Origin of the sequence: Nocardia sp. NPDC059240 (assembly GCF_042753865.1) — a bacterium.
In the GTDB taxonomy this organism is placed as follows: Bacteria; Actinomycetota; Actinomycetes; order Mycobacteriales; family Mycobacteriaceae; genus Nocardia.
Genome location: NZ_JBHZAC010000001.1, coordinates 844419 through 857234, shown reverse-complemented (window position 1 = coordinate 857234; position 12816 = coordinate 844419). Strand labels below are relative to the sequence as shown.

General features: G+C 66.9%; 15 protein-coding genes. 10 read left to right on the top strand and 5 right to left on the bottom strand.

Going from position 1 to position 12816, the window contains the following annotated elements; all coding sequences use genetic code 11:
- Positions 1-17: 17 nt before the first annotated feature.
- Positions 18-587, bottom strand: coding sequence for a heme-binding protein (locus tag ACFXHA_RS04090; RefSeq protein ID WP_379352699.1), 570 nt, complete (start codon positions 585-587; stop codon positions 18-20).
- A 214-nt stretch (positions 588-801) separates the two neighbouring features.
- Between ACFXHA_RS04090 and ACFXHA_RS04085 the strand changes: the two genes are divergently transcribed.
- Together ACFXHA_RS04085 and ACFXHA_RS04080 are read left to right on the top strand one after the other, a co-directional pair.
- Entirely contained in the window at positions 802-2046 is a 1245-nt protein-coding gene (locus ACFXHA_RS04085; RefSeq protein ID WP_379352697.1) for a sensor histidine kinase, read from the top strand.
- Between the two features lie 55 nt (positions 2047-2101).
- Positions 2102-2743, top strand: a complete 642-nt coding sequence (locus ACFXHA_RS04080) for a response regulator (protein WP_379352695.1) — start codon at positions 2102-2104, stop codon at positions 2741-2743.
- Positions 2744-2785: 42 nt separating this feature from the next.
- On the opposite strand, the gene ACFXHA_RS04075 is transcribed toward ACFXHA_RS04080, so the two are convergent.
- Positions 2786-3469 carry a GntR family transcriptional regulator gene (locus ACFXHA_RS04075; protein WP_379352694.1) on the bottom strand — a complete coding sequence of 228 codons (684 nt, stop codon included), beginning with the start codon at positions 3467-3469 and terminating at the stop codon, positions 2786-2788.
- 89 nt (positions 3470-3558) lie between these two features.
- Here ACFXHA_RS04075 and ACFXHA_RS04070 point away from each other — a divergent pair, with 89 nt between their 5' ends.
- The 5 genes from ACFXHA_RS04070 (at position 3559) to ACFXHA_RS04050 (ending at position 7202) form a co-directional block, all read left to right on the top strand.
- The gene (locus ACFXHA_RS04070) at positions 3559-4092 is read left to right on the top strand and encodes a YbhB/YbcL family Raf kinase inhibitor-like protein (protein WP_379352692.1); all 534 of its coding nucleotides are present in this window, start codon (positions 3559-3561) and stop codon (positions 4090-4092) included.
- Positions 4093-4106: 14 nt separating this feature from the next.
- Positions 4107-4952, top strand: coding sequence for an SDR family NAD(P)-dependent oxidoreductase (locus ACFXHA_RS04065; RefSeq protein WP_379352690.1), 846 nt, complete (start codon positions 4107-4109; stop codon positions 4950-4952).
- Between the two features lie 118 nt (positions 4953-5070).
- Positions 5071-6261, top strand: a complete 1191-nt coding sequence (locus ACFXHA_RS04060) for an SMI1/KNR4 family protein (protein ID WP_379352689.1) — start codon at positions 5071-5073, stop codon at positions 6259-6261.
- Positions 6262-6537: 276 nt separating this feature from the next.
- The gene (locus tag ACFXHA_RS04055) at positions 6538-6840 is read left to right on the top strand and encodes a hypothetical protein (RefSeq protein ID WP_379352687.1); all 303 of its coding nucleotides are present in this window, start codon (positions 6538-6540) and stop codon (positions 6838-6840) included.
- Positions 6837-7202, top strand: a complete 366-nt coding sequence (locus ACFXHA_RS04050; RefSeq protein WP_379352685.1) for a hypothetical protein — start codon at positions 6837-6839, stop codon at positions 7200-7202. The genes ACFXHA_RS04055 and ACFXHA_RS04050 overlap by 4 nt, the downstream gene beginning before the upstream one ends.
- 15 nt (positions 7203-7217) lie before the next feature.
- Here the strand turns inward: ACFXHA_RS04050 and ACFXHA_RS04045 are convergent, their stop codons facing one another.
- From ACFXHA_RS04045 to ACFXHA_RS04035, 3 genes are read right to left on the bottom strand one after another with little or no spacing between them, the layout of a single operon-like run.
- Positions 7218-8480 carry an acyl-CoA dehydrogenase family protein gene (locus ACFXHA_RS04045; protein WP_379353444.1) on the bottom strand — a complete coding sequence of 421 codons (1263 nt, stop codon included), beginning with the start codon at positions 8478-8480 and terminating at the stop codon, positions 7218-7220.
- Positions 8481-8485: 5 nt separating this feature from the next.
- Positions 8486-9490, bottom strand: a complete 1005-nt coding sequence (locus tag ACFXHA_RS04040; protein WP_379352683.1) for a phosphotransferase family protein — start codon at positions 9488-9490, stop codon at positions 8486-8488.
- Entirely contained in the window at positions 9487-9759 is a 273-nt protein-coding gene (locus ACFXHA_RS04035; protein WP_379352681.1) for a hypothetical protein, read from the bottom strand. Before ACFXHA_RS04035 ends, ACFXHA_RS04040 begins: the two co-directional genes overlap by 4 nt.
- A 273-nt stretch (positions 9760-10032) precedes the next feature.
- Between ACFXHA_RS04035 and ACFXHA_RS04030 the strand changes: the two genes are divergently transcribed.
- The 3 genes from ACFXHA_RS04030 to ACFXHA_RS04020 are packed head-to-tail and all read left to right on the top strand — an operon-like array spanning position 10033 to position 12727.
- Entirely contained in the window at positions 10033-10461 is a 429-nt protein-coding gene (locus ACFXHA_RS04030) for a YidH family protein (protein ID WP_379352679.1), read from the top strand.
- A complete protein-coding gene (locus tag ACFXHA_RS04025; protein WP_379352677.1) occupies positions 10458-10829 on the top strand; it encodes a DUF202 domain-containing protein in 372 nt (123 codons plus the stop codon). The genes ACFXHA_RS04030 and ACFXHA_RS04025 overlap by 4 nt, the downstream gene beginning before the upstream one ends.
- The gene (locus ACFXHA_RS04020; protein ID WP_379352676.1) at positions 10826-12727 is read left to right on the top strand and encodes an alkyl/aryl-sulfatase; all 1902 of its coding nucleotides are present in this window, start codon (positions 10826-10828) and stop codon (positions 12725-12727) included. The genes ACFXHA_RS04025 and ACFXHA_RS04020 overlap by 4 nt, the downstream gene beginning before the upstream one ends.
- The last annotated feature ends 89 nt before the right edge of the window (positions 12728-12816 follow it).

Sequence of the window (12816 nt, the reverse complement as noted above, 5' to 3'; positions counted from 1 at the left end):
ATGGTCGCGGCAGCCTCTCAGCTACCGAGCGCGGCCACACCCGCCTGCGCGAACTTCTCGTCCTGATCGCCACTGGGCGCCCCCGCGACCCCGATACCCGCGATCGGCGCACCACCCTTCGCGGTGACCGGCGTGCCGCCCGCGAGAAACAGGGTGCCTTTGATGTCGGCCAGATGCGGTGCGCCGTCGAGACGCTTGGCCAGCACCGAGGTCGGCGCGTTCCAGGAGACCGCGGTGAACGCCTTCTCCTGAGCGGACTCGTAGGACTGTGGACCCGCGCCGTCACCGCGCAACGTCACCACGGTATTGCCGTCACGATCGACCACGGCGACCGTCACGTGCTGGTTCTCCTTGACCGCGGCGTCGAGGGCGGCCTGCGCGGCTTTTGTGGCGGCAGCGATCGTGAGATGCGTGCTCTGCTGCAGATTCGCATTCGCGACATCGGCGACCACCGGCGTCTTCGCGCCCGGATCCGGGTCCTGGGCGCTCACCGACACGACGCCGACGACACCGGCCGCGACGACCGCCGCGGCGGCACCGCCGATGATCAGCTTGGTGCGCTTGGAATGGGACTGCTGCTCGGCCATATCGGATCCTCCGTGGAACTCGGGTGAAAGCGGTTCGCTCTGTTCGACTTCCAGCCTGCTGGCCCGCGGCCCGTGCCACATCGGCGCAGTGGGTGGGAATCCCCGCGCAGTCCGGTCGACACCCGTATCAGCCGATCGGATGACCCCGACCCGGGTGCGGGCACGGCAGAATGAGGATGTTTACCCACGTCAATGCCGCCGAGGAGGTGCCCGCGTGCCCGCTCACAACCAGATGTCGACACCGCCTGGTGGTCAGCCGGGGACACCGCCTCGCGGTCAGGTGCCGACCTTGCCTCGCGGTCAGGTGTCGACGCTGCCTCGCGATGACGCCCGGCTGCTCGTCACCATCGTGCACAGCGCCTTCTACGTGCTGCTGGCCGCCTCGCTGCTGCGGTATCTGCTGCGCCACCACGACAACCCGCGCATGCCGTGGGTGATCGGACTCTCGATCACGCTTGCCGTGCTCTATGTGGTGAGCGAACTGCGCGCATCGCGGCGAATCCTGTGGTTCGCACTGCTGGTGACTGTTTGGTCGGTATTGGTCGTCCTGGCACCCAGTTTCGCGTGGTGCGCGGTCCCACTGCTGTACACCGGCTTGCGCATCCTGCCGCTGCGCAGCGCCGCAGCCTTGGTCGCCGGGCTGACCGCCTTGGTCGTCTACGCCCAACTGCAACTCGCCGATTGGGTGGACCCCAACCTGCTGCTCGCCCCACCCGCCGTCGCCGCGCTGACCACCGCGCTGTTCGTCGGCCTGCGCCGCCAGACCGAGCGCCAGGCCGCCCTCATCGACGACCTGCGCGCCACCCGCCGCGAACTGGCCGCCACCGAACGCCGCGAAGGCACCCTCGCCGAACGGCAGCGGCTGGCCATGGAAATCCACGACACGCTCGCCCAAGGGCTTTCGAGCCAGCGCATGCTGCTGCAGGCCGCCGAGCGAATCTGGGACACCGACCCGGAACGGGCCCGCGAGCATGTGCGCGGCGCGGCGGCTGTCGCGGAACACAACCTGGCCGAGGCCCGCCGCTTCGTCCACGATCTGACCCCCACCGATCTCGCGGGCGGCTCCCTCGTTCCGGCGCTCGAAACGATGGCCGCGCGTGAGGCCGGTGACACCCTCACCGTGCGAATCCACGTGGAGGGCACACCGATCCGGCTACCTCCCGGAGTCGGGGCCGCGCTGTTGCGAATCGCACAGGGCGCCTTGGCGAATACCCGCGAGCACGCCGATGCGACCACGGTCACCCTCACCCTCACCGACCTCGGCGACCGCCTCGTCCTCGACATCGCCGACAACGGAACAGGTTTCGACCCTGCCACCATCCCCGCCGCCCCCGGCCGCGGCCACGGGCTTCCCGCCATGAACGCCCGCCTACGCCAACTCGGCGGCACCCTCACCGTCGAATCGGCCCCGGGCGACGGCACCGTCATCTCCGCCGAAATCCCGCTGGACCGACCATGAGCGCCGCGAATGCCCCTGCACCGACCGTGACCGCCGCGAATTCCCTGGAGCGCCCGTGACAGATTCGAATTCCCCTGTCCGGCTGGCGATCTGCGACGACCACGCGGTGGTCCGCGCGGGCCTGCGGGCGTTACTCGACAGCGCCCCCGGCATCGAAGTGATCGGCGAAGCGGGCAGCGGCCCCGAAATCGTCGCCCTCGCCGCCCGACTCCACCCCGACGTCGTCCTCATGGACCTCCAACTCGGCGGCGACATGGACGGCATCGAAGCCACTCGCCGCATCACCTCCGCCACCGCCTCGCCCCCACACGTCCTGGTCCTCACCACCTACGACACCGACGCCGACATCACCCGCGCCATCGCCGCCGGCGCGACGGGCTACCTCCTCAAAGCCGAACGCCCCGAAGAACTCTTCACCGCCATCCACGCCGCCGCCCAAGGCCGGACCACCCTCTCCTCACCGATAGCCGACCGAGTGCTCAACAGCCTCCGAAACCCTCAACCCACCCTGACTCCCCGGGAACTCGACATTCTCGCCCAACTAGCCCACGGCTTGGGGAACCGAGAAATCGCCAAAGCCCTCCACATCAGCGAAGCCACCGTCAAAACCCACCTCGGCCGCATCTACGACAAGCTCGGCGTCGACACCCGAGCCGCCGCCGTAGCGATCGCAACCGAACGCCGCCTCCTGAACTGAGCGAACCGGGCCCCGGCCGGTCGAAAAGACGGGCTGGGGCGGTCAGCCTTCTTGTCCTGCCAGTGCGGCCGTCGTCAGGGTGAGGTGTCGGGTCAGTATGTCGGCGGCGGTGTCAGGGTCACGGGCCAGCGCGGCTTCCTCTAATCGGCGATGCTCGTCAACGCCGTCGCGTTCGGGGTCGCGGTGGGCCGACCAGCGGCGGGCCAGCTCGCTCGCGACCCACAGGCGGTCGAAGGTTTCCAGTAGTACCGGGTTGCCGCATCCTTCCAAGAGGGTGCGATGGAACACCCGATGGGCCTCGGCCCATTCTTCGCTGTAGTACTCGCCGTCCTGCGGGGTGAAAACCGGTGTGCGCGCCAGACGATGGTGGGCAGCTCGGACATTGCCTTCCCAGTCGACGTCACCACGTTCGATCGACATGCGAAGCAGGACAGGCTCGATGGTGCGGCGCGCCTCCCCGATCTGTTGCCAGCGCTGAGCGGACAGCGCCGGCACCGCGAAGCCGCGATTGGTGAGCCGTTCGGCCAGGCCCTCGCCGACCAGCCGTACCAGCGCCTCGCGCACCACCGCCAGGCTCACACCGTGTTGCCTGGCCAGATCCTGCGGTTTGAGCGCGGCGCTGGGCGCGTACTCGCCGCGCATGATCGCGGTCTGCAGTTGTGCGTAGACCTGCTCGGAAAGCATCTGCTTCGCCGGCTGGGGTGGGGTGGACGTGGACCGAGTCATGGCTCGATCGTAGACGATTTGACCAATAATCGATTATTTCTGCTATCGTCGATTTTGTTCGTTCGGTACGACCCGAAAGGCGCGACACGATGAGCGCAAACAATCCCTTCGCCCGCCTCCCCGAGGCGGCAGCATTCACGGTCACCAGCAGCACGGTCAGCGACGGCGGCGCCTGGCCGCCCGCGCAGTGGTCCTCCGGCACCCCGGGCGGGAAAGACGTTTCCCCGCAACTGAATTGGAGCGGCGCTCCGGCGGGAACCAAGAGCTACGCCGTTACCGTGTACGACCCCGATGCCCCCACCGGCTCCGGGTTCTGGCACTGGGCCGTCGCCAACATCCCGGCCACGACGACGGCCCTGCCCGAGGGCGTCGGAGACGATCTGGGCAGCGGATTGCCGGTCGGCTCCATCCAATTGCCGAACGACGCGCGCCTACCTCGATACATCGGTGCGGCACCGCCGGTCGGACACGGAAAGCATCGCTATTTCGTCACCGTGCACGCGCTGGACGTCGAAGACCTCGGCATCGCCGCCGACTCCACGCCGGCTCTGCTCGGATTCACCATCGCCGGCCACATCCTGGGCCGGGCCACGCTCGTCGCCACGGCGGAGGCAATGCAGTGACGCGAGGAAAAACTATGAGCGACAACGATATCGATCGCATGGACGGTCGAACCGTGCTGATCACAGGTGCGACGGACGGACTCGGCCGCGAACTCGCGGTGCGGCTCGGCGCAGCGGGTGCCCGACTGATCCTGCATGGCCGCAACCCCGATCGGGCCGCTGCGGTCGCCGCCGAGGTGACAGCCGCGGGCGGCCACGCTCCGCTGATCATCCTGGCCGACCTGTCGCGGCTCGCGGAGGTGGACCGGCTGGCAGACGAGATCATCGCCCGCACTTCGCGATTGGATGTGCTCGTCAACAATGCCGGCTCCGGCGGCCGGTCGGACGGGAAACGCGCGCTCAGTGCCGACGGCAACGAATTGATCTGGGCGGTAAACCATCTGGCCCCGTATCGACTGACACGGCGACTGCTTCCGCTACTGCAGACCTCGGCTCCGGCGCGGGTGGTGAACGTAGCCTCCGCTGGTCAGCAGGAGATCGACCTCGACGATCCGAACCCTGAGCACGACTACAACCCCTATGCCGCCTACTGCAGAGCCAAGCTGGCGATGATCATGGCGACCATCGAGTACGCCGAGGAAGTCTCCGGAACCGGCGTCACCGTGAACGCCCTGCACCCAGCCACCCTCATGGCGACAACCATGGTGCGCGAAGCCGGCGTCACCCCGATCAGTACGGTCGCCGAAGGCGCCGACGCAACCCTCCGACTGATCTGCGATCCGGGCCTTTCGCAGATCACAGGCCGGTATTTCAACGGCACCAGACCGAATCATCCGCACGCACAAGCCGACGATGCGAAGGCACGTCGTCGCCTGCTCGAAATCAGTAACGCCGCAGTCATTTCGGCGGTGAGCCGATAGGTCACGTGGGCCGGTAGCTACCCTTCGCTCAATAGCTACCATTCGGCTACATTGACATGTCGGGATAGGTTTGTGCCGTTGTCTTCGAGTGTCGATTGGCCGGAGCTGGGAGTTCGCGATGGGCGTACGGCTGGGACGGGCGGTGTGGGCAGAGCTGATCGACCAGATGGTGGCGCAGAAGCGGCGGCTGGTCGAGTTCAGTGAGTACGAGTCCGATACCCGCCCGAATCCGCCCGCGACCGAGGAGCAATTGCGGGCTGCCGAGGACCGGCTGGGCCGGTCGCTGGATCCGCAGCACCGCGAACTGCTGTCTGTGGCCAATGGCTGGGAGCATTTCTTCATCTCGTACAGCCTGCTGGGCACCGACGACATCGGTGCCGGGCGGCGATGGGAGTTCGGGATCGAGCAAACCAGGGAGTGGTTCGAGTACGAGGAATGGGCCGAAGAGATCGGTGCCGCACACGACTCGTCGCAGTATCACCTGGTCATCGAGAACGACAACGGTTACAGCGGCACGCTGTACCTGTTCGTCGGGCAGGCGCACCGGTTGGCTACCGGTGCCGGTGTGCCGCTGCCGAACGACGATACCTATCCCGATCTGTACACCTATCTGCGCCGGGAACTCGACGCCATGGTGGCTTTCGCCGATCAGTCGGAGCTCGGTGAATACTCCCAACCGTGGTGGGGCCGCAATCTGCGCACCGATCCACCCACGATCGCCGAGATCGTCGCCAAGATCGACGAACTGATCCGCATCGGCGACCCCACACCCCCATGGCCGACACCGCTCGGGCCGATCCTGCGTCCGGGCGCGACCGACGCCGAACTCGACACCCTGGACCGCCACCTCGGCGGCACGCTGCACCCGGAGCATCGTGCCCTGCTGGCAGCGTCCAACGGACTGTCGACACCCTACTGGCGCATCGGCGACATCCTCTCGGCCGACGACATCCGTGACGGCACTCGCTGGCGAGAAGCAATCGCGCGCAAACAGATTCACGAAGAACGCCGCAATTCCGAACAGCTCCACAACTATCGCGTCTCCGGCCTGCCCGACCCGGAGCCCCCCGCGTCGGTGGAAGACCGCATCCAGCGCATCCCGGCAACCCCGTTCGCGATCGCAGGCGGCGACGACCTCTACGGCGTAGACACCCGCGACGGCTACGTGCGAGACCTACTGATGGATTCCACAGTCACAACCGGAGCACACCGCAGTTCCGCCGGACCCGTCCGCACTCATCTACTGGCTTCCTGTTGCGACCTGTGGTGGCACGTCGGTGGCCCCGCCGAGCCAGAGCAGGAGCCCTGAACTCGGCCCAGGTCGAACGCACACATCGAACAAACGCGGCGGCAAGGTCAGGGAGCTGCCAGCGAGGGAAAGCGGACAAATTTCCGCAGTGAGAGCTCCCTGATCTTGAATGGTGCACGCCCACCACCCGGAGTTGGCGCGCGATGATCTCGATCTCAACGCGCGTGCCTTCGAGGCGAGGGCCTTCTCTGCGAAGGGTGCAACGGAACCGGTCATAGCTGGCATGCTGCGCGGAACGTCGGTAGTCTGTCGGTACGGCGCAGTAGTCTCGCGGCCGTGGGATTCGAATACAACGAGTGGCTGGATGAGATCTTGGCCCGCGCCGGTGAGGGGATCACATCCTCGGATCTGCGACGGCTGGTGAACGCATGGTTTCTCGAGTTTCGGCCACGCTGGCTGAGGCCGCAGGTCGACCCGGCGACCGGCATTCACACCGTGATGATCTGGTCACGTCTGGACGACGGTCGAGTGGTGGCGGTGCATGGCCGGGTCATCGGTCACGATATTCAGTTCTTCCATGCTGGATATCTTGACCCGCAACAGATTTCAGAGTTCGAGGAATGGGAGTCGCGGCGATGAAGAACGAATTTCCGAACACGCCGGAGGAGATCGAGGCGCTGACGGCCCGACTGAGGCCCACCGGTGAGTCGTTGAACCTCGGTGACGAGATGGCTCCGGAGTCGGCTGCGGACACTGCTCCCGGCATGGTCGCGCGCTCGGTGAAGCTGCCCGACGACCTCGACATGATGTGTGGCATGCGTGCGGGGGAACTGGGTGTCAGCAAGTCGGCATATATCCGCCGATTGATCGAGCAGGACCTGCGTCTCGCCTACGGCACCGAGCCGGAGATGGTTCCACTCGAGGAGGTTCGCCGGATGATCTCCGACGCGGTCGCCGAGGTCCTCGCGAGTCTCACCACCCGGTATGGCCACGCTCCTTGATCCGGGGTGGGTTCGTCACACTCCCTTCGGGGCTCGTTGTTGCATGAAGCCGAAGAGGTAGCCGGCTACTCGGCGGATTTGGATTTCTTCGCTGCCTTCGGTGATTCGGTAGCGGCGGTGGTGGCGGTAGATGTGTTCGAAGGGGGTGTGGCGGGAGTAGCCGAGGGCGCCGTGGATTTGCATGGCTCGGTCGGCTGCCTCGCAGCAGAGGCGGTTGGACCAGTAGTTGGCCATGGAGACCTGGGCGGATTGGGTGAAGGGGCCGTAGCGGTCCATGGACCAGGCGGTTTTGTGGATGAAGGTGCGGAGCATTTCGCATTGGGTGGTGAGTTCGACCAGCGGGAATTGGATGGCTTGGTTGGCGGCCAAGGGAGTGCCGAAGGTCTTGCGCTGCTTGGCGTAGGCGATGGAGCGGTCGATGCAGTATTGGGCTGCGCCCAGGCTGGATGCGGCTTGGCGGAGGCGGTTCTCGTTGAAGAAATGCTGGACCACCGCCAGGCCGCGGCCTTCCTTGCCGAAGACGGTGGTGGACGGGACTCGAACGTCCTGCAACACCACGTGGGCGTGGTCGGTGGGCATGTTGAAGGTCCACAGGAATTCGGCGATGGTGAAGCCGGGAGTGCCGACGGGGACGAGGAAGGCGGTGATGCCGACGCCGTCGCCGGGGTTGCCGGAGGTGCGGGCGAAGATCAGGTCGGCGTCGGCGCGGTGCATGCCGGTGTTGAAGGTCTTCTCGCCGTTGAGGATCCAATCATCACCGTCGCGGACGGCGGTGGTCTCCAGGAAGGTGGCGTCGGAGCCGTGGGCGGGCTCGGTGATGCCGAAGCCGAAGAACTTCTCGCCGGTCGCCAGGTCGGTGATCCACTCGGATTTCTGTGCGGGCGAACCGTATTCGTGCATGAGCAGCAGGCCGACATTGTTGGCGACGATGGCGTGCTCGGTCTGTAGATCGCAGTGCAGGCCCAGGCCGCGTCGCGCCAGATGTTCACGGATGACGGCCATATCGAGGTTGGAGCCGTCGCGGCCACCGTATTCGGCGGGGTAGGCGTAGCGCAGGTGCCCGGCGGCGTCGGCGCGGCGGCGGGACTCGTCGAGGAGGTCCTCCCACTCGCCGTTGGGGAGGCCGCCGCGATGCCAGTCGGTGCGGGCGTCCTCACGACGATGGTCGAAGAAGCGGATATTGTCCCCGGCCTGCTCGAGCGGGACGATCTCCCGGTCGATGAACTCGTCCAGTTCGGCCAGATACTTGCGTAGATGGTCGGGCAGCTCGAAATCCATGGCGGTCACCTCGATCCGGTGGGTCGGATCTGCATGAGCAGATCCCATTCGATCTCCGGGATGCGCCGCCCACTGGCGGCCATCACGATGCTGGGCACGGTGCCGTCCAGGAACGCCGCGGCCTGCCCGGCCAGCATGGTGCCCCAGGCCAGCGTGCAGGCGGTCTTCCACCAGCGGAAACGGTCGGCGTCGAATTCGCCTCCGGCACCGGTGTATCCGCGCACGAAGGTGTCCCGGTCGGCGAAGCCGCCGAACTCGCGATCATCGATGCCGAAGCGCCACATGCGCAGCGCCGACCACGCGGCATCGCGCATCGGATCTCCGAAACGCTGCGTGCCTTCCCAATCCAGCACGGCGCGCAGGCCGTCGGGGCCGACGATCAGGTTGCCGTTGCGAATATCGGTGTGTACCAGGGTGAGTCGGTCCGGGGCGACGGGCAGGTGGCGGGCCAGCCAACGCAACGCCAGCGCGAACACGGGCCGGTCGGGAAGGAATCGTGCCACGGCCGAATCCGCCTCCGCGAGCAGCAGTTCGGCGGGATTGCCCACCGCCGCACCGGGCAATTCGGGTGAACTCTGTTCCGGATCGATGGCGTGCAACAGCGCCATCGCCCGGCCGAGTTGCTCGCCGACGGCAGCACCGAGGCCGCCCTCCTGGACCAGCCGCAGCACGCGGCGCGGCACCGTCTCACCGTCGAGTCGCTCCGAGAGCATGAAAGGCTCACCGGCATAACCGATATCGCCGCACACCGCCAGCACATGGGGGACCGGCACCCCGTGCTCGCGCGCCAACTCCCGCACGTCCGCCTCGACCTCGACCGGCAGCAACTGAATGCTGCCCGGCACCAGGGTCGCGACCATCCGCAGCACGCACCCGCCGAGATCCGCGTCGAAGGCGATATTGCGTCGCCGCGCCCCCGCCGACAGCGGCTCGACCCCCGAGATCGTCACCGCGCGGCCGATGTCCTCGGACAGGAAGCGCGCCAGCCCCTCCGCGAGTTCGCCGCTCATTCCCCCTCCCAAGCGTCGTAACCGGGCTTGGCGACGGCCAGATCGGCGCGCACGATCGGCACGAGCGCCGCCCAGGCCAGGGTGTCGTCGTTGCTGGACGGCGGTTCGGGTGCGGTGTCGAGGGTGAGTTCGCGTTCCAGCATCCGGGCCAGATGTGCCCCCACCCGGGCTTGGTGCCGTAGGTCCGGCGGCAGCGCGGGCAGCAGGGTGGTCTCCAGCAGATCCGCGAGTGCCGTCAGCAACTCCGGTGCCGTGGGCCGATACTGCATGGCGCGCCTCCGGCGTGAAATCTCTTGTTCGGCAGGTAAACCGGGATGGTACGGGAACGGACCGCGCGGCGGCCGTGAATTGCGGGCGAACGCCCGCAGTTGAAGCCGCAAGCGGCGTGGAAGGCCCGTGCCCGACCCGCCGGGATCGGATTGCCGGGACTTCACCCGAAACGGGCGAGGTCTCGTGGACGTCTGCCGGTCAGACTGCGGGCATGCGTCACTTGTCGGCCCTGTCCCATATCGAGCCTCGGGCGTCGTCCCCGATTTCATGGAATGATCGCCATTGCTGATCATTTGCTGTACTCGGACCGCGGCCGCGACACCGGACAGGTGGTGACAGTGGACAACCCAGGCCAGGACTCCGGTCAGCCGGACCAGGCACCCCTCGACTACCGCTTCACCCTGGCGAACGAACGCACCTTCCTGGCGTGGATCCGCACCGCGCTGGGCCTGCTGGCCGCCGGTGTCGCCGTGCACACCCTGGTGCAGCCGTTCCATCACGCCGGTGTCCGGCGCGCACTCTCGCTGAGCTGCATCGTGCTCGCGGTGGCGCTGGCGGCGGGCGCGTACACGCACTGGCGTGACGTGCAGACCCGGATGGAACGGGGTGAGCCGCTGCGCAACCCGCTGCTGGTCCCGATCCTCGCCGCCGGTATCGCGGTCGTGTCGGTGTTCGCGGCCATCGCGACGGCGTGGCCGTGACGGCCCCGCCCACTTTTCCCGCCGAGCGCACGGCCCTGGCCTGGCGGCGCACCGCCATCGCCGCCATGGGCACCGCGGCCCTGTTCGCCAATCACGCCGCGACCAGCGGCTGGCATCCGGCGGCCATCGCCCCCGCCCTCGCCGCGATCGTCCTGCTGTTCCTCGCGGGGCTCAGCTTCGTGCGCAACAACTCACTCCACCACGGGCATTGGCACCACGGCCAGCGGGTCATCGTCATCGCGACGGTCGCGGTGCTGGCGGTGTGCGGTGTCGCGCTCGTCATCGGACTCACCGACCCGGGCAAGAAACCAGCTGTATCGATCCAATCCATGCCGGAGATCCCGGCGGTTACAGGAGGCAGACAGTGAGTGCGGCTACCGAACCGAGCAAGTTCATCATCGACCAGAACCAACGCGCGTTGAAGGAACTCCCGTTCGCCGACACCACCGATCAGCAGGACGCCGACCGCGGGTTCATCGCCAAGCTGGAGCCCGGCATCGTGAAGAACGACAAGGGTGAGGTCGTCTGGGATGACGACTCCTACGGCTTCCTGCAGGGCTCCTGCCCCCATTCGGTGCACCCGTCGCTGTGGCGGCAGTCGGGCCTGGTGGTGAAACAGGGCCTCTACGAGGTGGTTCCGGGCATCTACCAGATCCGTGGCCTGGACCTGTCGAATATGACGATCATCGAGGGCGAGACCGGCGTGATCATCATCGATCCGCTGATCTCGACCGAGACCGCGAAGGCCGGTCTCGAGCTGTACTACGCGCAGCGCGGGCGCAAGCCGGTCACCGGCATGATCTACACCCATTCGCATGTCGACCACTTCGGTGGCGTCATGGGTGTGATGACCGTGGAGGACGCCGAGTCCGGCCGCATCCCGGTGGTGGCCCCCGCCGGATTCCTCGAGCACGCGGTCGCCGAGAACGTCTACGCGGGCGTCGCCATGGCGCGGCGCGCCGCCTACATGTACGGCGCTGCCCTGCCGCGCGGCGAGAAGGGGCAGGTCGGCGCGGGTCTGGGCCAGACCACCTCGACGGGCACCATCACCCTCATCGCCCCGACGCACGACATCACCGCCACCGGGGAGGAGATGACGATCGACGGGGTCCGGATCGTCTTCCAGATCACGCCCGGCACCGAAGCGCCGTCGGAAATGAACTTCTACTTCCCGGACTTCCGCGCACTGTGCATGGCCGAGAACGCCACTCACACCCTGCACAATCTGCTCACCCTGCGCGGTGCGCTGGTGCGCGACCCGCACGTGTGGTCGCAGTACCTCACCGAGTCGATCAACCTCTACGGTCGCGACTCCGATGTCGTGTTCGCCTCGCACCACTGGCCGACCTGGGGCACCGAGCGTCTCGTCGAGTACATGGAGTTGCAGCGCGACCTCTACGCCTACCTGCACGACCAGACCCTGCGCCGGCTCAACCAGGGGTATGTCGGCAGCGAGATCGCCGAATCCATCGAAATGCCTCCGGCCCTGGTAGATTCGTGGGCCGCGCACGGCTACTACGGTTCGGTCAGCCACAATGTGAAGGCCATCTACCAGCGCTATATGGGCTGGTTCGACGGTAATCCGGCCCACCTGTGGGAGCACCCGCCGGTCGAGAGCGCCAAGCGGCACGTGGAATTCATGGGCGGCGCGGACGCGGTCTTGGCCAAGGCGCGCAAGTCCTTCGACGAGGGCGATTACCGCTGGGTGGTGCAGGCGGTCAACTACGTCATCTTCGCCGACGACACCAACGCGGCCGCCAAGTCTTTGCAGGCCGACGTGTTCGAACAGCTGGCCTTCGGCGCGGAGAACGGCCCGTGGCGCAACTTCTTCCTCTCCGGCGCTTACGAATTGCGCAACGGCAACTTCGGCACGCCGACCAAGGAACTGCCGGAGACCATGCTGGCCGCCATGACCGTCGACATGGTCTTCGACGGCCTGGCGCTGCGCGTCGACGGCCCCAAGGCGTGGCACGAGAAGGCCGCCAGCGACTGGGTTTTCACCGACGAGAACCGCACGGTGCGTCTGCAGTTGCGCAATGGTGTACTGCTGCACTGGGATCGGCACGACGGCGACAAGGTCCCCGCGGCCGATGTCACCTTCACCCTGACCCGGCCCACCCTGATCGGCCTGCTGCTGGGTGGACAGGACATCCAGGCGGCGGCGCAGTCCGGGGCCATCAAGATCGACGGTGATGTCACCGCGTTCGGCAAGCTGGTCGGCCTGTTCGACGCTCCGGACCCGTCGTTCAACATCGTCACCCCGTAAATGCCCCGGTGAACGGATAAGCCGTGGGCCCCCGGCGGGAAAACGACCCGGGCCCCCCGGGTTTCGGTAACCCACGGGACAAAAACAGG